21 protein-coding genes are annotated in these 21,367 nt (G+C 40.3%); 12 read left to right on the top strand and 9 right to left on the bottom strand.

Translation table 11 applies throughout. The features are described 5' to 3' along the window. The first annotated feature begins 274 nt into the window (after nt 1-274). Nucleotides 275-628 (top strand): LB_289 family protein, encoded by a 354-nt coding sequence (locus tag LEP1GSC185_RS11255; RefSeq protein ID WP_008588902.1) that lies wholly within the window; start codon nt 275-277, stop codon nt 626-628. A gap of 47 nt (nt 629-675) precedes the next feature. Here the strand turns inward: LEP1GSC185_RS11255 and LEP1GSC185_RS11260 are convergent, their stop codons facing one another. From LEP1GSC185_RS11260 to LEP1GSC185_RS11275, 4 genes are all read right to left on the bottom strand, one after another. Continuing rightward, complete coding sequence (locus LEP1GSC185_RS11260) at nt 676-933, bottom strand: RNA recognition motif domain-containing protein (RefSeq protein ID WP_008589002.1); 258 nt, start codon at nt 931-933, stop codon at nt 676-678. Nucleotides 934-1,239: 306 nt separating this feature from the next. After that, nucleotides 1,240-2,478, bottom strand: a complete 1,239-nt coding sequence (locus tag LEP1GSC185_RS11265) for an AZOBR_p60025 family cell surface glycopolymer formation protein (protein WP_008589157.1) — start codon at nt 2,476-2,478, stop codon at nt 1,240-1,242. Then, nucleotides 2,479-4,065 (bottom strand): hypothetical protein, encoded by a 1,587-nt coding sequence (locus tag LEP1GSC185_RS11270; protein ID WP_008589278.1) that lies wholly within the window; start codon nt 4,063-4,065, stop codon nt 2,479-2,481. Next, nucleotides 4,062-4,460, bottom strand: coding sequence for a Fur family transcriptional regulator (locus LEP1GSC185_RS11275; protein WP_008588778.1), 399 nt, complete (start codon nt 4,458-4,460; stop codon nt 4,062-4,064). Before LEP1GSC185_RS11275 ends, LEP1GSC185_RS11270 begins: the two co-directional genes overlap by 4 nt. Before the next feature lie 185 nt (nt 4,461-4,645). On the opposite strand from LEP1GSC185_RS11275, the gene LEP1GSC185_RS11280 reads away from it, so the two are divergent. Then, on the top strand, nt 4,646-5,350 hold the full coding sequence (locus LEP1GSC185_RS11280; RefSeq protein ID WP_008589241.1) for a leucine-rich repeat domain-containing protein: 705 nt from the start codon (nt 4,646-4,648) through the stop codon (nt 5,348-5,350). Here the strand turns inward: LEP1GSC185_RS11280 and LEP1GSC185_RS11285 are convergent, their stop codons facing one another. After that, nucleotides 5,351-6,136, bottom strand: a complete 786-nt coding sequence (locus tag LEP1GSC185_RS11285) for a hypothetical protein (RefSeq protein ID WP_008589120.1) — start codon at nt 6,134-6,136, stop codon at nt 5,351-5,353. Between the two features lie 92 nt (nt 6,137-6,228). On the opposite strand from LEP1GSC185_RS11285, the gene LEP1GSC185_RS11290 reads away from it, so the two are divergent. After that, on the top strand, nt 6,229-7,848 hold the full coding sequence (locus tag LEP1GSC185_RS11290) for a hypothetical protein (protein ID WP_008588756.1): 1,620 nt from the start codon (nt 6,229-6,231) through the stop codon (nt 7,846-7,848). Here LEP1GSC185_RS11290 and LEP1GSC185_RS11295 read toward each other — a convergent pair whose 3' ends face one another. From LEP1GSC185_RS11295 to queA, 4 genes are all read right to left on the bottom strand, one after another. Then, nucleotides 7,849-8,157 carry a YbaB/EbfC family nucleoid-associated protein gene (locus LEP1GSC185_RS11295; protein WP_008588946.1) on the bottom strand — a complete coding sequence of 103 codons (309 nt, stop codon included), beginning with the start codon at nt 8,155-8,157 and terminating at the stop codon, nt 7,849-7,851. A 56-nt stretch (nt 8,158-8,213) separates the two neighbouring features. Beyond that, on the bottom strand, nt 8,214-8,444 hold the full coding sequence (locus tag LEP1GSC185_RS11300) for a hypothetical protein (protein ID WP_010514471.1): 231 nt from the start codon (nt 8,442-8,444) through the stop codon (nt 8,214-8,216). 114 nt (nt 8,445-8,558) lie between these two features. Continuing rightward, the gene (locus LEP1GSC185_RS11305) at nt 8,559-10,178 is read right to left on the bottom strand and encodes a S16 family serine protease (protein ID WP_008589062.1); all 1,620 of its coding nucleotides are present in this window, start codon (nt 10,176-10,178) and stop codon (nt 8,559-8,561) included. A gap of 36 nt (nt 10,179-10,214) precedes the next feature. Next, nucleotides 10,215-11,285, bottom strand: coding sequence for a tRNA preQ1(34) S-adenosylmethionine ribosyltransferase-isomerase QueA (queA, locus tag LEP1GSC185_RS11310; protein ID WP_008588942.1), 1,071 nt, complete (start codon nt 11,283-11,285; stop codon nt 10,215-10,217). Between the two features lie 84 nt (nt 11,286-11,369). On the opposite strand from queA, the gene LEP1GSC185_RS11315 reads away from it, so the two are divergent. From LEP1GSC185_RS11315 to LEP1GSC185_RS11355, 9 genes are all read left to right on the top strand, one after another. Continuing rightward, nucleotides 11,370-12,680 (top strand): glycosyltransferase family 87 protein, encoded by a 1,311-nt coding sequence (locus LEP1GSC185_RS11315; protein WP_008588772.1) that lies wholly within the window; start codon nt 11,370-11,372, stop codon nt 12,678-12,680. Between the two features lie 15 nt (nt 12,681-12,695). After that, nucleotides 12,696-13,823, top strand: a complete 1,128-nt coding sequence (locus LEP1GSC185_RS11320; RefSeq protein ID WP_008589109.1) for a glycosyltransferase family 4 protein — start codon at nt 12,696-12,698, stop codon at nt 13,821-13,823. A 10-nt stretch (nt 13,824-13,833) separates the two neighbouring features. Further along, nucleotides 13,834-14,439: an LIC20162 family protein gene (locus LEP1GSC185_RS11325; RefSeq protein ID WP_008589023.1), complete on the top strand. Its 606-nt coding sequence runs from the start codon at nt 13,834-13,836 to the stop codon at nt 14,437-14,439. After that, on the top strand, nt 14,439-15,824 hold the full coding sequence (locus tag LEP1GSC185_RS11330) for a hypothetical protein (protein ID WP_008588862.1): 1,386 nt from the start codon (nt 14,439-14,441) through the stop codon (nt 15,822-15,824). The genes LEP1GSC185_RS11325 and LEP1GSC185_RS11330 overlap by 1 nt, the downstream gene beginning before the upstream one ends. A gap of 63 nt (nt 15,825-15,887) precedes the next feature. Further along, a complete protein-coding gene (locus tag LEP1GSC185_RS11335; RefSeq protein ID WP_008589170.1) occupies nt 15,888-17,396 on the top strand; it encodes an MBOAT family O-acyltransferase in 1,509 nt (502 codons plus the stop codon). 7 nt (nt 17,397-17,403) lie between these two features. Next, nucleotides 17,404-18,564 carry an SGNH/GDSL hydrolase family protein gene (locus tag LEP1GSC185_RS11340; RefSeq protein ID WP_008589208.1) on the top strand — a complete coding sequence of 387 codons (1,161 nt, stop codon included), beginning with the start codon at nt 17,404-17,406 and terminating at the stop codon, nt 18,562-18,564. 2 nt (nt 18,565-18,566) lie between these two features. After that, nucleotides 18,567-19,964: an MBOAT family O-acyltransferase gene (locus LEP1GSC185_RS11345; RefSeq protein WP_008589063.1), complete on the top strand. Its 1,398-nt coding sequence runs from the start codon at nt 18,567-18,569 to the stop codon at nt 19,962-19,964. 3 nt (nt 19,965-19,967) lie between these two features. Beyond that, a complete protein-coding gene (locus tag LEP1GSC185_RS11350; protein WP_008589159.1) occupies nt 19,968-21,038 on the top strand; it encodes a DUF1574 family protein in 1,071 nt (356 codons plus the stop codon). Beyond that, complete coding sequence (locus LEP1GSC185_RS11355) at nt 21,035-21,367, top strand: nucleotide pyrophosphohydrolase (RefSeq protein ID WP_008588869.1); 333 nt, start codon at nt 21,035-21,037, stop codon at nt 21,365-21,367. The genes LEP1GSC185_RS11350 and LEP1GSC185_RS11355 overlap by 4 nt, the downstream gene beginning before the upstream one ends.

Here is a 21,367-nt window from a genome sequence, read left to right on the forward strand (position 1 = left end):
TTTTTTACAAACGTTCGTACAAAAAAGACCGAAAACAAATATCCTTCGGAAAGAATTCCTATTTAGTCCCGGTCTAATTCTATAGGCACGAAAGTTTAGACTGGTTCTACAGATTTTCCCAATTTTCGAAAGAGAGTTTTTACGAATCAAACCCAAACTTCCGCCAGATCGGCAGCTTATCTGAGTGTTTATACCTGAATTCTTTAGGGTTTTTTCTTTGCCCGTGAGCTGGGTTCGAAAGTATGGTAGGTATAGCCGATAAGAGAGGGTTCTTATGAAACGGACCGAATTGGAGAGACGAGAAAGAGATCTCCGCAAAGCGCAAAAAAAACAAGAGGCCCTAGATAAACGCGGAGGCGGAAACGGAGTCGGCGATTTTATCGATCAGCTTTCCGGGTTATTCCGTTACGACGCCACTGAGATCTTTAACACAAAAGACGATATCAATATTCTGGAAGTTTTGGAAGAAATGCAAGTGATCCTTCCCCAGAAAAAATGGGACGATGTTCTCAAAAAAGCGATTAAGAAAACCGGTGTGGTTGAAAAAGACAGAGCCTATAAAGAGCTCCAAGAACTTCTGAATTTAGAGGAAGAAAACGAGGACGCAGAGGAAGAAGTAGGCGTTTAATCACCTACTTCTTATACTCGGGGAAGTATCCTCCCCCGAGAAAGATCTTAATGTCTTCTTGGTTTGTTGAAAGTCTGAGGTTTTGCGATATCGATATTCAAAGTTCTACCTTTGAATTCGGTTCCGTTTAGACTATTCTTCGCGTTTTCGGCTTGCTCTTCGCTAGCCATTTCCACGAATCCGAATCCTTTACCTTCAATTACTTTCGCGTAAGCTACTTCTCCGTAGTTGGAGAACAGGTCACTGATTTCCTGCTGGCGAACGGAGTAATTAAGATTTCCTACAAAGAGTTTGCGATTCTGCATGCTTTCCTCGAACAAAAAATTTAGGCAGCTTCCGACTCGCAAACGGGAGACCAATTCGCCTTCCATAAGACCATACACTCTTTAAGAACAGCGGGATTGATTTGAATGACGGTAAAATCGCGGATAGCAGGGTTTCCAAGAGAAGCAAAGCTCGGATTTCACCGATCTGATTACAATGACACGTGCGGATTTCTGAACAGCGGACCTACAATAAGACCATTCTAATTCTTTTATAAGAAGAATCAAGTCTAAGAAAATTTTTGCTGACATGTTTGTAAAAAAACGAGGGAACAAATTCGGCAGGGATCACCAGACCAAGTGACGTAAAGTTTTAGAAACGAATGCCAATTTTATTAAAAACGAAACTAGAATAATGCCGGCCAAAACCCAGTAAGTAGCGCTCGGAAGTGTATCGTCTTCTTTTTCCCAAAAAATTAATAAAGGAAGGCTGAATGTGAACATTCTGGAAACATTTTCGTAGGTGGCCCAATATAGAACATAACCCCCCGCATATACCGTAAATAAAAGAATTCCAAAACCTACCCTAAATTCCAGTCCCTTCTTCCAATCTCCCCTAAACAACAGATAGGTCCCGGATAAAAGAAGAAGTACCAAAGGGAACCTGGAGAATTTTTTGATCAGAAGGATAAGATTTAGATCTCCTGAAACTATAACTTGTTGGAGTTCCCCAAAATATCCTAGAAGTCCTCCGAATGGATCAAAAAAATTGCCTAAATTCCCAGGGGTCCATTCCGGGAATTGGGCCCTGAGGTATATACTCCAGGCAGAGGGCAGAATTAAAGAAGAAGCCACCCAGATACTTTTTTTAAGATCCTTTTGGAATAATGCAGTTAGGCCTAAAGGGAAAAACAAAAAGAGTGCCTGCTCTTTAGTAAGTATTGCAAGACCGGCTAGCAAGGAGAAGGTTATGAATCTTTTTCTAATAAAGAACCAATAAGCTAAAACGCTTAGGCTAATCATTACCGTATCTGAAACAAGTAGGATATAACTTCCCAAAGCAAACGGAGAGAACAGATAGAATGCACTTAGGTATTTTTTGTGATCCGGCAATAAATCTCGGATCGCAAGATAAGAAAGATAGAATATTCCCAAATTCAGGATGTACATCCCGAAAATCGTTCCATATTTTCCGAACCAACCGAACGGAGAAACCAAAAGAGGATAACCTATTCTGGGTGCCCTAAAACTGGTCTCAAAACCGTTTGGCCAATTCAAACTAAAGCCGGACAACATTCTAGAATAATAATAAAAGATCTGCCCGTCGTAACCTGCGCCTAGATTCCCCTCTTCTCCTAAAAATACGATCGCGCCCGGAGGAGTTTGTTCTTTATTTTGGTCCGCGAATTCTTTTCCGAAGTTGATCTGGGAGCTCGGGTTCCAGGAGTATTTTTTCCAGACACAAAAAGAGGAAAAAGAATACAGGGCGATAAAAAGTGCGGTAACTAATTTAGGATTTCCTAAAGCGCCGGCCCATTCGATCTTTAATCTTTCATTTTGTAAAAAATTAGATAAGAATCCGGACATTTATTTTTCCGCTAATGTTTCTAAGATCCATTCCGCGTACAAATCCGAGGATCTTTCGGAAGCCTCGTAAGTCAAATGGTGAGGATCTAAAAATGATCTTTTGTCTTCAAAATCGGAGATAGCGTTTTTGAATTTATACTTAGTTTTTCCCAGGTTTTCCAAATAAGAAATATATCCTTTGTACCAAGGACTAAATTCGTATACTTCCCTTTCGATAGGATTTTCCGGAGAGTTGACTAGGACCACTTGGATACCTTGCTCCTCTAGATACTCTATTCCTTTTTTCAGATATTCCAATTCGGACCAAGTAAAGAATTTAGGAGAGGATGACAATTTGATCTTAGCCATTCTGAGGGTTACAAGTCTGGACATTTTAGAACTTTCTCCTTTATAACCGTAGATCCTTTCCGTATAATCTTTGGAATAAGTTGTATCATCCATTTTAGAAAGTCTAGCGTCGTCCAAACCTGGGATCCGGATATAAGAGATATGTTTTCGGATCTCGTTCCTACAAAAGTTTTGAGAAAGTCTGATCCCATAAATTTCTTCCGTTCCGAAAATCCTGGAATCAACTTGCAAAGAAGAGATCTTTTTATCGGAAGAAATTCTGAGTTTTGTTCTATCCGACTTTTCAGGAACATTAAATTTGATCGTATGCCAACCGGATTTGGGGAAAGTTTTGTCGAATAGGATTGCCTTACCTTCTCCCCAAATTCTTAAAGTAGTATCCTTCTCTTGAAAAAATACGCTCTCCTCAAAAATGCCGTTCTTTAATTCGCAATCGATCGAGAATTCAGGTTTAGCCCATCCTCTTAGATAGATACCTTCTTCCGGGATTATCCCAGTATAATAATGATAGGATCTACCGCTTCTGAGATGATTTTCGATCCATGCGTCCATCGGATCGTACAAAAAACTCCTGTATCGGACCACTAAGAACAAGGATCTAGAAAGAAGGGATAAAAATGCGGATTTACCGATTCTAAGAATATTTTTGTATTTTTCTCTCAAGTATTGAGCAGGATAGATCATCCTATTTTGATGCCTGGTCGTGGCGGAGACTTCGTCCAAAGTTTTTTCGGAATATTCCAAATTTTGAAAGTCTATGATGGAATTTTCCTGATAGAGTAGATTCTGTTTATATTGAGCGAGTCTTGCTTCGTTTTCCTTTTCCGTGATCAAAAAATCCAATTGTAGATCCGCAGGATTCAAAACGAAAAACACAAGTTTAGGTTTTTTAGAAGCGATATCTTCCTTATAAAAATAAAAATCGGAAGGTGTCAAAGCTGGATGCGAATAGAACTCCGTGCGAATGGATGTATTTTTAAGTTTCTCATTCATTCTTTCCGGAAGAGAAGAATATAGCGCCACGCTACTTCCTACGATCAACGCGCCTTTCTCGTTCTCGGAAAATTTGATCCTTCTTCTTTTTTCCAAGAAGTTAAACCAAGGAGAAGTATCCCACTCTAGTTCGTTCGGAAATCCGAAAAGTAGATTCTCCAATACGATCCGATCTATAAAGGAGAATAATGCAATAAATAGAATGCTTAGGTAGAGTATTTTAAGTTTTAGTCTTTTTTGATTCATTTTGGAGAGTTATTACATTCGGAACAAACGCCGTATAAAATAATTTCATGAGAATCTAATGTAAATCCCTTAGGAAGATTTTCCATAGGGAAAGGGCAGATCTCCACATCAAAGACCCGATCACAAATCTTACAATGGAAATGATGGTGATGGTCCAGATGACTGATCTCGAAACGGGAGGATTCTCCGGGTAATTGGATCTCATGGATAGAGCCGGATTCCAGCAGGTGGTTCACAGAACGATAAACGGTTGCGATCCCGATATTCTGAATGGATTTTTTAGAGATATCGTGGATTTCCTTTACCGAAAGAGGACCTTTTGCGTCACGGATGACTCTCAGGATCTCGCCCTTTTGTTTGGTGTTTCGAGAGGCGGATTTTTTATCTTCTTCCATTCGGATCGGCTTCGAATCTTATCTTGCTCCAAAAAGGAGACAGATGTCAACCCGATTCCCGTTGGAATTCCAACAACCGCAGATCCAAAGTTGTAGGAACTCCAACAGAGTTATAGAATCAATTTTAGATTTCAAAATCCGAATTTTGGTTTTCTTCTTTTTTGAATCCAAATAGATTCGATCTTATGAGGAAAACTTTTTTAATCCTCTACTTCTTATTCGCCTGCTCCCAATCGAATCATCTTATTTCCGTACGGAATTCAGAAGGTGAGATCTTAGGTAAGTATCCTAAAGAGATCAGATGGCTGGGATTCGAAGATACTCCTAGTTGGACCGATCTTTCCGCATTCTCCGGATTAGAGATCCTAGAACTGAATTCCAAAGATATAAAATCATTAGAAGGCCTACCTAATCTTCCTAAGCTCAGATTCGTTCATTTATCCGGATCTTCCGTAAGGGACCTTTCCCCCTTAAATCGTTTTGCAAAGTTAGATAGTTTAATCCTAAACCAAACAGAAATACAGGACCAAGATCTGAAAAATTATCTGTATTGGAATAGGCTAACTAGGATAGAACTGACAGATTCTAAAATTTCTAATCTGGGATTTTTGGGGCCGGGTTGCAGCGTGAGGCATTTACAGTTAAAGCACACTAAGATCCTAGACCTAAGGCCTTTAGAAAATTGTACAAAACTAATGGAATTATATTTGGGTGGGACCCAGGTAAAGGATCTAAGTCCTTTATACGGGCTAACCAACCTATTCCATCTGCAATTGGACGGCACCGATGTTTCCGCAAAAGAAATTTCGGATTTTAGAAAGATCCAACCTTATGTAAAGATTATGCCTGGTTTGCGTAAGATCTTAAATTCCGAGAACGGACTCGACTGATCATAAAGCGAGAGGTCTAGCTTCTCCCGGATTTGTATATAAGATCATATCCCCAGGCTGCGCATGATTGGATTTTTCGGTTTTGATCTCGCCTGTCGTCTCCACGGTTTTTAGAGAATTCAATTCGGTCTTTGTTCCATCTCGTTTTTCTAATATAGCCTTAGCACCTTTTCTAACTCTAGAAAGGCGGATCCCCCAAATACTCGTAATAGTCGGATCTGTTTTTAATATGATCGCGGAAATTTGTGAAATATTGGATGATTTGGATCTTTTCAGAAGGATTCCATCTTCTTCTCCTTCCGGACCGGGAGTTAAACGAATATCCTCCGGACCGGATTTCCATATTAAAAATTCGAAATGATCGCATTCGTATGCTCTAGTCAAAGTCCAACGATCTCCGGGATTTTTACTTGTGAACATCCTACAAAGTCTAGGACGAAATCTAAAAAATTTTCCGGACTCGTCCAAATTTAGTTTTCCTTCAAATCTTGTTTCTTCCCAATTTTTGGATTCGCTCACAGTTAGTTGACTGATCAACATTTCTTTTTTGTTGGAATGGTTTAAATAAACCTGTCGGATATAAAACCCGGTTGGGATTTTTTTGATTTCGGAAAAATATTCTCCGCTATCCGGAACGGAATCGAATGCGGGAATCTGTGGACCTGAGATCGGATCTTTTTGTAAGGGAGAAGGACGAAATCCGCAATTATATCCTAACGAAATAATTACGATATATTGAAATTTTTTGGAAAAAAATTTCCAAATCTTCGGAACCTTTTTAGCCAATGATCCTTGCTCCCATTCGACCCTGAATAATTATTGACCTTAACAAAAAGGATCAAGGCGTAAAGCTAGTTTCCTTTTTGCGAGGAAAGATCATGAAGGTTTCGACCGGAGACGGTTTTTGGAAGTCCCTTTGTATGCCAATAGGCAGATCTTTCTATACGTTTGTATTTTCAGTTTGTTTGATATTCCTACTTTCACACTGCGTGGTCAGTAACGATGCACTTGGTACTCAGGACAAAACGGAACCTAATATAGACGATCTACTTTCATTAGCCAAAGTATCTAGTTCCTGTGGCGGGAATAATACATTCTGGATCCGTAATCTTATAAAAAATAGTTCTGTTTGCGCGCAAACTTCTAAGGTCGCATCAGGATCTCATGTAAACATCTACGCAACTAGCGGTTTAGAATCCGCTTTAGATTACCAATATATAGCTCAAGAATTCGATACCAAAATTTATCCAAGACTAGGCGAGGCTTTCGGTTTTTCCGACGATCTGGACGGAGACGGAAAAGTTGCGGTAATCGTATCCGATATACATGACGGAAGCACTGCAGGTTCTTCTTTTGTAGCCGGATTTTTCGATCCTGTGGACTATTTTCCGGATAATTCCAGTTATGCGGTCCGTTCTAATTATTCAAATATAGTGTATATGGACGGGGTGGAATTGGTTGCAGTCCGCACCTCGGATCTATCCCTGGGAAAACCGGACACATTCTTAGCCACTCTCGCCCACGAATACCAACATTTGGTACGATTCCAATATGAGGCCAGGATCATGAGCCAAGGCGGAGGAAGGGACGAGGCGTGGATCAACGAAGGAACGAGCGAAGTAGCAGCCGATATTGCTGGCTATTCCCCACAGATCAATAGGATCAATTGTTATAGAGGTAGGAATTCCAACTCATGCTCTAGAGGTGTGAACGGAAATAGTATATTCGGAAGTTCTAAATTTAACTCTCTTGTAGACTATGCATTCGCCTACTCTTTTATGAAATATTTATATATGATCTCCGGTAGCGACACTGATTCCAGGAATTCTTTCTTTAGGACAGGAGTCCAAGGCCCAAAAGGTTATAGAGCTTCGGATGCGACCGGATTATTCCATCTATTCAAAACAAGCGCGGATAGTTATCTAAATTCTACTCAAGAAGTCAAAAATGCGGTGGGAACAGACGGTTCTGCGATCTTCATGAAAATTTATCCTGCATTCTTATGGCAGTCTTTAGGAGATTTTTCCCCCGAATTTGGCCAATCCGGAACGGACACAAACGGAGCCTCCGGATTTTTACAGGATATCACTAAAACGATCCAATCATTCCCATTCCCTGCTGCGGGCACGGATGGAGATGTTCTCAGAAAACTATACGATCCACTCAGAATTCCCGAGATCACTCCATTAGGAGAATTGAATCCAGGTCAGATCCAATTCGTAAAAGCGGACCGTTCCAATTCAAGTTCCATCGAAAGACTAGTATTATTAAAAAAGAATATAGATGGGAACCTGTATTCTCTACAGATCAATACGGAAATGAAAAGATCGGGAGATATTTCAGTATCTTTAGGAATTGTGGAGGATGACGACGAAGGAGAAGAAGGGATCGTTCTCCCTGAGTCAACCGACACTCGCCCGATCTGTCCTCATGAGTTTTTTAAACTCTCTCGGAATCGGACGAAACAGAAAATTTTTAGCGAATATAAAGGTCCGTAATCAAGGCATTCCGGAAAGAAGAGATTTGAATTCTCCCATTCTTTCTTCCGCTACTTTTTGGGCCGCCTCCATAGATTGGTTCACGGCTTGCTTTATACTTTTTTGAAGTAGTTTTTTGTCGTTCTTAGCGAGTAAAGAATCTTCGATACGGATCTCTTGGACAGTTTGTTTACCGTCGGTAATGCAGACCACCAATTCGTTCTTGGATTTTCCCTCGAAGTTCAAAGCCTCCAGTTCCTTCTCCAATTTTTTCATACGAACCCGCATTTGGTTCATTTGTTTTAGATTATCTAAACTTTTGCCGAACATCGAACACTCCCGGTCTTTCTTGATAGGATTTTCAGACCGGGAAGCGGAGCAAGAAATTAAACCAGGCTGGGGCCGGTTTCTACTACTCTATCCGGCAGATCTCGGATCTGTTCCGAGCTTGGTTCCCAAGTAAATTGGTCGGGGATGAGTTCTATTAAGACAGGTTCATCGGTTAAAAAACCGCCTGTTCTGACTGGGGCAATTCCCAAACTGACTAAGAATCCCATACTCGCAACCAAGGTTACCAGAAGGGAGGATTCAATATTGATGTTTGCCCGACGTTCCATGACTCTATTCAGAGTATCGGTCGTTTCGGGGGAGACTGATTAGAGGATTTCTGAGAAAAAATCGGACTCTATAGCGAAAAACGACTCACGCAGGTCGCCAAGAAGCGGAGGATTTTAACTTTCTTCCCCGTCTCGTTTTCGATCGATTCTTTCTTCTATGATCCTAAAAAGAGAACCGTTCGGATATTTGCCTGATTTGGAGATCCTACCTGCCGGGATCCCGAAAATGTCCGGGATCAGATCTTCTACATGGGAACAGGAGAATATCTGGAAATTCCCCTTTTTCATACTTTCCCGGATCTCTCGAGGAAGATTCAGATCCCTCATATTGTCCTTAGGGATATAAATTTTATATTTTTCTCTAGAAGAACCAGTCAGACGGATCACATCGTACCAAGCCTGTATCTTAGTGTTCACTGAACCCACCGGTAGGATATCCCCATACTGGGAAAGAGCTCCTGTCACTGCGATATTACAAGGGATCTCTAGTCCGGAAAGCGCGGAAAGAAGTGCCAAAAGTTCCGCACAACTTGCAGAGTCCCCGTCGATCGGAGAACTATTCTGTTCGAAAAGAATAGAGGCATCCAAACCGAAAGACTGAGTATGAGAGAACATTCCTTTGATATAGGACTGTAGGATAAAGACACCCTTGTCGTGAAGGCTTCCTGAAAGATTGACTTCTCTTTCTATATTGATCAGATTTCCGGAGCCCAAGGAAACCCTGGCGGATACTTGGTTCACTTGACCGAAATCCAAGAGAGAAGATTGCAATAAAATTACGGAAAGTCCGTTGATCCTTCCGGTCTTTTTTCCTTTGAGCGGGACACCAATAAGGCCTTCTTTGATATTCTCTATATATTTTCTTTTGTGGATGGCTGTCCTTTTCTGGATGAGAGCCGGGCCTGCTTCTATCTCCGCCCTACCCACTGCTTTTTTACCTTTATTATTAAATGCTAATACTTCCCTCACAAAAGAACGAAGTTCCGAAAGGTGAAGAGAAAGTCTAGTCTGACTATCGTTCCATCTAAGCGCAAGTTCTAGAAGAGAGTCCAGTGCGGCCTGGTCCAAAGGAGGATAACCTGGTTTCTCCCAAGATTTAACCAATCCTGAAAAAATGGGAAGCCAGGATTTTTCCAAACTGATCTCGTATGGCATGTGGATCTTAAAATCGAAACTTCCGTAAAAGTCGGCATCTATTTGAGAGATAGAGTCCACTTCCGTTTCTTCTCCCACTAAAATAAGTCTGAATCTGGAATCTATACTAGGATGGAATCGATTGATATTTTTGGAATCTGCTCCTTCCGGAAGAGATAAAAAATCTATTTTGCCGGTCAGAAGTACACCTTTCAGAAAATAATAAAGATCCGGATCTTCTACAAACGGTTTGATGGGAAGAAGTAAAAGTCCACCGTTCGCTTCTGAAATTTTTCCCGGTCTATACTTGCTATCTAAAGGAAAACCTGCCAGGGACAATAAGGTAGGATTCGGTTCCGCTACTACAGGTTGGTCTTTTACGATCTCTTCTAGGTATTGCCCGAATTGCAAAAGGTTTGCTTCTATCTCAGGGCCGGTAATCAGAATATGTCGGAAGAGTCCTGGATTTCCTAGGGCTTGGCGAAATGTTCTCACCTCTTCCTTATGAAATACTAAAAAATCTGGCAGTCCGTTCAGTTTGGCCGGCTTTGCCGCTTTAAATCTAATCTCAGTTTGCCCAGGAAGAACCTTTTTTAACACCTTTCCCATTTTCCGTTTCGGCTTAGAATTGCTCAATTAAATAAGTAAGGGGGGAAACTTTTCAGGGTCCAAAATCAGCATGGAATCTCCGTAGGAAAAAAAACGGAAATTTCGAGCTATTGCGAATTCGTACGCCTTGAGTATTTTCTCTTTTTCTGCAAATGCGCTTACCAATAAAAGCAAACTACTTTTGGGAAGATGGAAGTTCGTAATTAGTCCTTCGCAGCTAAGGATAGAGTCCTCCGGTTGTAGAAATAACCTAGTTTTTCCTTCTCCTGATCGGAAAGTTTTAGTATCCGGATCGTAAGCGGATTCTAAGGCTCTGAGTGTCGTAGTGCCAACAGAAATAATTCTTTTACCATTCTTTTTGGCCAAGTTGAGAAGTTCCGCTGTTTGAGAAGGAAGATCGAATTCTTCTTCATGCAATTTTTTGTTCGTAAAATGATCCTCGCTCAAGGATTGGAAAGTCCCATATCCGACTTTTAATTCTAGTTTTAGAAACTCTATGTTCCGATTTTTCAGTTCTTCTAATAGTTCCGGAGTAAAATGCAGACCTGCAGTAGGAGCGGCAACCGAGCCTAGGTTTTTAGAATATACGGTTTGGTAACGAACATCGTCTTCGGTAGTACTTTCTCTTTTAAAGTAAGGAGGGATTGGAGTACGACCTATGAGTTCGAATGAGTTTTCGTCGAGCTGGATCTCTGCCCGAAAGAATGTGAATTCTTCCTCTTTTCGTTCGACTGTAAAAAGAAAATTTCCGGTGGCCTCGTCCGAGACTGTATCTCCTAACTTTAGCTTTTTAGAATTTCGAGTAAGCGTTTTCCAAACCCTAGGTTCCGTTTCAGACAGGAACATTGCCTCATGTCTTCTTCCCGTTTCGGTAACAAGGAATACTCTTCGTTTGGAAACCCGAGTAGCATTTGCCACTAATACGTCACCTTCTATAAGGTAGTTTAGTATCTTTGAAAACTCTGTTTCTTCCTTTAAAAATTCCCTAGTTCTTCCTAAAACAAGCAGCCTACTCTTATCTCTTTTAGCAGCGGGAAATTTTGCGATCTGGTCTTCGGGAAGTTCAAAATCGAAATCAGATAGATCTTGGAATTCCATTCTTCCAATGAATTCGATCCGAAGAATTCGGGAACCGATTTTTAATTTCTTGGCTTTTTCAGGCGGACAGAAAAGAGTACCTGAATGCGGATCGACCTCAAAAAGTCCGGCCCTGTTTTAGTATTCTTTCTATTCTTAGCTTTTCTTTACGCAAACGGGTTCAGTCGTACGGACCAATCCTCCGATTTTTCGGACTATTACGAAGCCTCCCGAAATTTCAAACAAGGCAAAGACCTATATAGTCTGGACGCTTTATCCGAAGTGGTCCAAGAATTCGAAAGTGGTAAATTAAAAATAGACCAAATATTCGATCCGGAAGTGTTCTTTAGGATCAAAGCAAAAGTGGAAAATGTAGGCTCTTATATTTATCCGCCAACTTTTGCATTCTTACTCATCCCAATTTCAGGTCTTCCGTTTGAAGTCGCCTCCGCAATATTCTTTACGATCAATTTTATAGCGTTGATCTTAAGCTTATTCCTGATAGGCAAACTTGTAGGGAGAGAGAGATCTTTTTTATTCCTATCCGCGGTCTTACTCTTATCTCTACGCTTTGTAGAGAATCACCAGAATAATAACCAAGTCGGATTCTTGCTCTTACTTCTGATCTTGGTTTCCGTTTTGGTACAAAAGGATTGGTTGTCTGGACTTACTCTTTCTCTCGCAATCGTGATCAAGATCACTCCTGCAGCGTTCTTATTTTATTTCTTATATAAAAAGAGACCGATGGTGATCGTTTACGCTGTCATCTTTGCTTTAGGCTGGATCGCTCTACCTGCATTATACAATCCTGAGTTCACTTGGAAGATGAACCAGACCTGGTACGATCTAGTTTTAGATAAGTATCTCAAATCTCCCGCGTTAAGAGCTTGGAAAAATAACCAAAGTTTGAATTCCACACTATCTAAGTATTTTTTAGCATATTCTGATTTATTAAACCAAGGAAGATTCGGGATGCCGTTTGCGACTTTGACCGTAAATCAGGTTAAGACCATCTCCGGAATTTTAAGTTTAGGGATTGCAGGTCCTTATCTGTATAGAGTTTACAAAGGAGCCTCTGAAGGATTCGTTCTATCCGGACTATTTTTCTTTTCCGTAATTTTTAGCGGAATTTCTTGGATCCATGCGTTTACGTTCTTGTTATTTCCGACTGCATTCGTTCTTTCCAAACTTTGGCCGGAACAAGGAGAACCGCTCCTCATTTGGGAAAAATGGAAGTCGAAACTTATAAAATATAGGTCGGCTACAATCTTCATCTCTGTTTCCATCTTAGTATTACTTTTAAACAGAAGTTTTATAGGAAATATCGCGGAAGAGGCGATACTTATGTTCTCCTTCTTATTATATACTTCCTTAATACAATACGTATGTATTTTCTATTCGGATAGAACTGCTTAATCCTTCTATAAGAATATGCTAAAAAAAGAAAACTTAAAGTACAAACCTAGGGTCGCGGTCGACGCAAGGCCATTGTCTTACGGGATCACAGGAAATTCCAGATACCTTGCGGAAGTTTTACAAAGACTTTTACGCCCTGATTCCCCTTTAGAATATTATCTTTATTCGAATAAACCGATCCATCCGGTATTCAATCATCTGATAGGACTTACTCCTACTTTTATTCCGAGTAAACTACCCGGAGTTTTATGGTTGAATTTCACCATGCCTTCTTTGGTAAAAAAACATAGGATAGATCTTTTTTGGGGGACTTTGCAGCTACTTCCCGCATTCGGCTTAAAAATCCCTACTTTGGTGAATTATCACGATCTAAATTTTAAGTCCGCTCCTGAGACAATGACGACTGCAAATTATTGGCAGCATAAGATCTTATCTCCGATCACATTAAAAAAAGCAGATAAAGTTCTTTGTCTTTCCCAAAATACGAAGAATGATATTCTAAATTTTTTACCGGAGTTAGAACCAAAACTAGAAGTTGTCTATCCGGGAGTGCAAGGTTTCGGATCCGTATCCGCTCCGGAAAAAACATTGCCTAAAAATTTTCTATTCTCCGTAGGAACCTTGGAACCTAGAAAAAATCTAAGTACTCTTGTGGAAGCTTATCTTTCCTTAAAAAAAGAAGAACCGAACTTTCCCTACCCTCTCGTCTTAGCCGGGAGATTAGGCTGGAAGTCGGAAGGTCTTACTTCTCTTTTGAAAGAAGGCGGCTTGGAAAAAGATGGGATCTATTTTATAGAAAACCCGGATGACTCCAAACTAGGGTGGTTGTATAAGAATTGCTCTTACTTCATCTTCCCTTCCCTGCATGAAGGTTTTGGTCTGCCTTTGTTGGAAGCAATTCGTGAAAACAAACCTTGTATCGTTTCGGATATTCCGGTGTTTCACGAGGTTTTAGATGAGTTTACGGACTCTTTCGTTTCACCCAAGAATTTAGAGGCTTGGAAAAACGCACTTTCCCTGGCCGGTAAAAAAGGGATCTATGGCAGAAAGCCGAGTAGAAACGATTGGTCTTGGGATTCCACTGCAAAGCTGGTCGAAAATTCTCTCGTAGAACTTTGGAAATCAAGAAAGAAAAACTCCTAGGCCCTTTAGTATGAATAAATCCGATATATCTAAATCCGTATGGTGGAATTGGGAGAACTCCGAAACGGAAATCAGATCCGCCAAGATCAAAAAAAGTAAATTAAGGATCAATTATATACCTCCCTTCCTTGCGATCCTGGTTTATGGAGTATTTTTGTTTTATTTATTCCCTTTAAGGATCTTAGTCTCTACTTGGATTTTCAAATTTGTAGAGTTGTTACAGATCACAAAAGTGCTGAAACTTTCCCTATTAACCGACAAAAGACTGTACGACTATACCGCACTTTTTGTGATCTCCTATATCGCGTTTGCATTCTTTTTAGATCTAGTACGATTTTTGAGAAAGAATCTATTTCAAAGTTTTGTTACGGAAGAAAATAGGCTCGCAGTCACCAAATGGGGACTTTTAGGCAAAGAAACTATTCGTTGGAACCCGGACCAAACCGGTCTACAGATCCATCACAAATCAGGATGGTTCCGTTCACTTTTAGGTTTCGAAAAACTATCTTTCAGAATCCATCTTTCGGAAACGGAAAACTCCGTACTTGCAGAATCTCCTTATTTCTTTTCCAAAAGTAATAAGGATTTTTTATCTTCCGTATTTAGATCCGTTTAATGCTCAAACGTTCTCTAGAAAGTCTGGAGTTCCTCAAAAAAGTAGAGAATATATTTCGCTCTCCTTCACTTTGGGCCGGCTTTCTTTTCCTGGTTTGTTTTACGGGGATATTATTCTTATTCGATCTTAGATTTTTATCCAGACATTACGATTGGGATTCAATCGTATACGCTCATAATATAGTTACCAACAAATACTGGAAAGTATTCTTCAATCCTCATCATATCGGTTTTGAAAGTACAGGTTTATTATATTTAAAATTCTGGTATTGGTTCCATGGACAAGACTCCGCCATGTTCGGGCTCAGGCTTAGGGTTTTAACAGTCGCATCCTTTTTCATTTTTGTAATCATGCTCTCTTATTGGAGATTGTATAAGGATATGATTGGCGCAGTTCTTTTGGGACTTGCAGTTCATTGTTCTCAGGGATTTTGGTTTTATGCCCAACATAACGATACTCCGCTCATTCATTCCTGTTTTACTGCCTTTCTATTCTTACTCTGCGTATGGAATTCCAAGAACGGATGGTCTCCAGGAAAACTATACATCGCAGGATTTTTGCAGGTCTGGAACGTTTACTACCACCAATCAGATACGATTTTTCTGACATTCGTGCCGGTTTCCGTTCTTCTTTCGGATAAATGGAGAGGAAGAAGTTTCGAATATTCTTATAAACTAAAGCTTATCTTCGTATATCTATTCTCTGTTGTGCTGATTCTAACACTTTCTTATTTGTATGTAGGATTTGTTCTTTTGGAAAGAAATCTAACGGCACCGATCGAAAGTGAAAAGAATTTTGCCAACTGGCTATTCCTATACGCTTCTCAGGAAAGATGGGGCGCTTCTCCAGGTCCTAAGAATTATATCATGAATTTTTATAGAGGGATCGGGGACGCATTCCTAAATTTCGAAGGTGTAAAGAACGGACTAAGGATCAATGCGAACGATCTTACTTCTCTCAAAAGTTTCCCTTATAATCTTAATCTAGGTTTTTGGATAGCGGTCGTATTTTTAGCGCTCTTAAATTGGATCCGCCTTTGGAAGTATTATAAAACCGAACTCATTCTTTTATTCTTTTGGCTGATCCCTTCTTTTGTATTTTATACATGGTGGGAAGGTTATTTTTTCGAGTTCTGGGTCTCTTCCGTGATAGGGCTTCTGATCTTTGCAGCTTTAGTGTTCCGTTCTTTGGAGTTCGAGAATTTCAGATCCGGAATAAGATCCATCTCTCATATTATTTTCTTTTCTTATGTAAGCTTGCTCTTTTTAGTCAATTTCACTTATTCTACTCTACCTAGATCAGAAAGATCACACAAAAGTTTTATAGAAGGAATCGAAGATAAGTACGAGCATATCACTCCTGAACCGGTATACCGAAACGAATAAATAAGTGCTTGTGAGTTTCCCTCAGTCCAAAAAACTGCACAGGAGTCGAGGACAAACGAACGAATGCTGTTCAATTCAGCCCATTTTCTCGTATTTTTGCCGATCGTTTTGATCTTAGCAAAGATCCTAAAAGGTACATACCAAAGGGTTTTCCTTCTTCTTGCCAGTCTCTACTTTTATAACGCTTGGCATCCTGCTTCCATAGTTTGCGACGATATCAGGACCTCTACTTGGTACGAGAACTGGATCGATCTTTCCTTCTGTAACTTTAATATAAACTTATACATCATCATTCTGATCGTTTCCATGATCGTGGACTACGTTGCAGGTAGATTGATGAGTAAGGAAGGGATTTCCGAACAATTCAGAAGGCTTTGCTTAGTCGCATCTCTCATCACGAATCTTGGAATCTTAGCGTATTTCAAATATACAAACTTCCTATTGGAAGTTTTTGCAGATCTATTCAATCAGATCTCCACAGGCGAACCGCTTAAAATAGAGCATCTAAAGATCATTCTACCTGTTGGTATTTCATTTTATACGTTCCAGTCCATGAGTTATACCATAGACGTATTTCGCAGGAATTTGGAGGCGCGTAAATCCTTCTTAGACTTTGCGTTATATGTTTCCTTCTTCCCTCAATTGGTAGCCGGACCGATCGTTCGCGCTCACACTTTCTTTAGGGATCTGGACGATACTCCAAAGGTCACTGCAGAAGACGTGCAGATCGCGTTTGCTCAGATCCTGATGGGTTTTACCAGAAAGATCGTATTCGCGGACAACCTAGCAAAGGTAGTGGACTTTACATTCAATAATTATAAAATTCTAAATCCTGCGGAGATCTGGGTCGGTGCAATGGCTTTCGGCTGGCAGATCTATTTCGACTTTGCAGGTTATACCGATATCGCAATCGGAACAGCAAGGCTTTTCGGATACAAATTCGATCCGAACTTCAACTTTCCTATGGTAGCTAGGAATATTGCGGACCATTGGTCTCGTTGGCATATCTCCTTCTCCACTTGGATCAGGGATTATATTTACATTCCTCTCGGCGGTTCGCGGGTCGGGATCCTAAAAGGATACCGAAACCTTTTTATCACCTGGTTATTTGCAGGGGTTTGGCACGGAGCAGCTTATCACTTTGTCGGATGGGGGATCTGGCAAGGGGTTATGCTAGGCATTCATAGAGAATATTCTAAAACCAAAGTCGCGGCTTGGCTGAACGAAAGAGGAGGTTTAAGCTACGATATAGGAGCAAGGATCTTCACAATGTTCTGCCTTTCCTTCGGGTTCATCATGTTCCGTGCAAAAACAATGAAAGCCGCATGGGCAATGATGAAATCCCTTGTTTTCGCAGTACCAGGCGGGATCTATTCAGTTAAAACATTCGTAAATTATGATTACGGAATATTACTCGTGATCTGCTTCATTCTTTCCTATTATTTCTCCCGAAACACGATAGAGACAATCGTAGAAAATAAGAAAAAGTTCGGAGTATTCGTTACAGCGAACCTATTTATCATTCTGTTCTTCGGAGCAGGAGGCCAAAACTTCCTGTACTTCGATTTCTGAGGTGAAAGTGAATCCGTATATCAGTTTGATCCGTCAGAGAAGTTTTTGGATACCGATTTTAGTATTGGCCTTATTCGATCTATGCCTACAAACGGGAGTTTATAGGCCTTACCTTAAAAAAGGGTCCTTTGCAGCAAACGTTATCCGAAACACTGACTACGTCCTGGAGAAGAAGGCTGAATTCGAGCCTACGATACTTCTTCTTGGAACATCGGTCGCTCACCAAGGGCTCTCTCTCAAAACATTAAACGAAACTCTGGAACCTTACGGAGAAAAGATTCAATCTATCGCGATGGAAGGGACCGAGCTTGTAGTGCAAGACGCACTTGTACGTAACCTTCTTCCTAAATTCCCTAAAGTTCACACCGTTTTACATATACTCGAGATCTCCACTCCCTGGGTAGACCAAGAGGATCTGCAAATCCACACTCTTGCGATGCTCGGAGAATTGGATAGAAGGTTGGCATTTCCTTTAATCTACGAATTCAATTATAATGTGCGTTATGACGACCTTGGATTTTTGGCCTTCAAAAGTATCGCATACAGAAGAGATATTCGTGACTTTATATTAGATCCTTCTAAACGTCTGAAAGACATCAGCAGAAGAAAGAAAGAAGTCAAACTCACTCCTTGGCCTCATGAGAATACGAATCTTCCTAGCATCAGCATGTTCCCGGAAGTGAAGGATATCAAATCCTGCCTGAAGATCACTAATCCCGGGAACGGGATCCCCGCACCTATAGGTTCGGACCAATTCCACAAAAAAGCGATCTGGGACACTTGCGGTTTAGGAGAAAAAACTCCGGTAAAAGTAGAAAGGACCAAACAGGTAAATAACTACTTCCATAGATTAAAGATCCTGCATAATGATATCCGCCAAGTCGGTTCGGAAAATGGACAAAAGATCAAAATAATCGGAGTGATCGCACCTTATAGTGAGATCATTAAAAATTGGCGAAGCCCGGACAGGAACAAAATCTGGGAAGAAGAGATCCAAAAAATCGATCCAACCACTCCTCTTCTCGATTACCAAGCGAGCCTGGATGGAGAGAATAACGGGGATTATTATTACGATCTAATCCATTTGAATAAGGCTGGAATGGAAAAATTTTCAGCGATATTCTCCGCTGATCTACCTTCTATTCTTGGATTAACCCGGAAAAAATAAAGATGATCTTTACCTCCACTTTATTTTTCGTATTCTTCCTGATCGCTTATATTCTATACTGGTCTTGGGAAAGCCGCAAGTATAGAGAGTGGGTGCTCCTAATCGCGTCATTAGTATTTTACGCTTCTTGGAATCCCCCTTTCCTTTTACATCTATTAGGGATTGTATTCTTAAATTATCTTTTTCTAAAGCCGATTGCTAAGACAAAAAGTAAAAAGCTTCTTACGATCATCGTCCTGATCGACTTGATTAACTTGGGAATATTCAAATATTTTTATTTCGTTTCGGACAACCTTTTCTATCTCACAAACTTATCTTTGTTCGATACCAGCACATTTTCTTTTAGGATCATTCTTCCTTTAGCGATCAGCTTTTATACATTCCAAGTAATGGCCTTCGTAATCGATGTGTATCGCGGGAAAGTAGAAGAGCTTCCGAGCTTCTTTCATTTTACCTTGTTCTTATTATTCTTCCCTCAGTTAGTCGCAGGACCTATCATGAGGGCAAAGGATTTTTTTCCAAGGCTGGAACATTTAAGAATCCATAAAACTGCGATCTTTACTGGTCTCTTTTTAATAGGGCTCGGAGCATGTAAAAAAATCTTGATCGCAGACAATTTAGGCAGTTTGATCGATCCCGTATTTTTAAGGCCGAAAGAATACGGAAGCGGATCTTTACTTTTAGCTACGATCGGATTCACATGGCAGGTTTATTCGGACTTTTCCGGTTACACCGACGTAGCCAAAGGCTGTGCTTTATTATTCGGATTTAATATTCCAAGAAACTTCAACGCCCCATTCTTCAGTAAGAATATCCACGAGCTATGGAGAAAATGGCATATTACCTTGGGAACCTGGCTTAAAGATTATATTTATATTCCTTTGGGGGGAAGTAGAGGTTCGGAAGCAAGGACCAATATAAACCAAACGATCACATTCGCATTGGGCGGTTTATGGCATGGAGCCAACTGGACATTCTTGGCCTGGGGACTTTCTCACGGACTATTCCTGTTTGTAGAAAGATCTATGGAAAGAAAAGGTATTAGTATCCTGCCTGAGGTCGGAAAACTTTTCACCGGAATTCGGATCCTTTGGACATATATTCTATTCGCCCTTGCTGCAGTATTCTTCCGTTCATTTAGTATAGGGGATTCTTTTTATTTTTTTGAAAGTTGGTTCTATCATATCCGTCCGGAACAGGCAAATACACTTTCTTTCAATTTAGTAATTCCTTATATTATCGGTGGGATCATTTTTCATGCCGCAGAAGCCCCTAAACGTTATCCTCTTTGGTTCCAAAGAAATCGGACCAAACTTTTACTTGCCTTCCTTTTGATCGGAGCTCTAATCTTCGGAAATTACGCGGGCAAGGGACAAGACTTCATTTACTTTGCATTTTAGATTATGAAAAGAATTCCTTTGTTACACCGCAAAATTCTTTGGATCCCCCTCGGGATCGTGGCGCTATTACTCGTATGGGATAGGATACTTTCTTCGGAAAAGATCAGGCCTTATACGGAAACAGGCGCAGAATATTATTTTTATAATATGAAAGATAAGGTCCTTTCTACCATGAAGAAGGAGACTGATTCCAAAAAAGAAGACCAAAAGGTGCTCACATTCTTCGGAACTTCTCATATGGGAGAATTTTCACTCGAAGAATTTGAAAAAGAAAGTCCTGGCCTGATCGTATACAATCTTTCCGGACCTTCTGCCCCTTATTCTTTCCACAATTTTACTCTAGAAAAACTTCTTAAAAAAGATATCCCCTTAGATTATGCGATTTTAGAATATTATCCCGATTCGGGGACCGATTTCGCAAACAGATATCCATTACGTTATTCTTATGATTTTCCTTTCTTCTTAAGATACTGGAATATATTCTCCACAAATGAATGGGATAGTTTTTTAAAAGCGAGAGTATTCCGGACTTCCGTATTTCCTCCCAGATTTAAAGAAGCGTATTCCAGGATCAGAAACCCGTTGGAAGTCCTACAACTTGTATACGTTCGCGACATTCTAATCAACGAATCAGACAAGTTCAAGGGCGGGATCCCGAATGGACTCTTGGCAAATACTCCGGAAGATAAATTAGGCTCGGAATCCGAAAGGATTTTTAACGAGTCTTACAAAAACTTTAAAAGTTCCAAGGTGCAAGAATACTTTCTTAGGAATTTCCTAAAAACCGCAAGAGAGAATCATATTAAAGTTGTCTTATGGACTCCTTTATTGTATTCCACATTCTCGGAAAAAGTGAGATCCGCGCCATTCTTCCAAGAATGGATAAATTTAAGGAATAAACTCATCCAAGAATATCCGGAAACTCTGGTATTGGATATGGAAGAATATCGTTCCAGAATGAAATGCCAAAAATTCATAGACCCACACCATCTCAGCGGCGGATGTTATGCGGAACCGACAAGATATTTAGTGGAATTTTTGCAGGAAAAAGGAAACCTTCCTAAAAAGAAATGAACTTCGACGAAGCCCAAAAAACGGTAGATGATTGGATCAAAACGATCGGGGTTAAATATTTTTCTGAACTTACGAACCTAGCTATCTTAATGGAAGAAGTAGGCGAATTCTCCCGGCTCGTGGCCAGAAAATACGGCGACCAATCTTTCAAAAAGGGAGAAGACCCGGAAGGTCTATCCAAAGAGTTAGGAGATATACTTTTTGTTCTGACCTGTTTGGCTAACCAAATGGGAATTTCAATGGAAGAAGCTTTTAAAGCAACATTGGAAAAGAACACAACCAGAGACAAGGATCGCCACAAGAACAATCCTAAGTTAAAGGATCTTTAA

It is taken from the genome of Leptospira licerasiae serovar Varillal str. VAR 010, from assembly GCF_000244755.1.
GTDB classification, from domain to species: domain Bacteria; phylum Spirochaetota; class Leptospiria; order Leptospirales; family Leptospiraceae; genus Leptospira_B; species Leptospira_B licerasiae.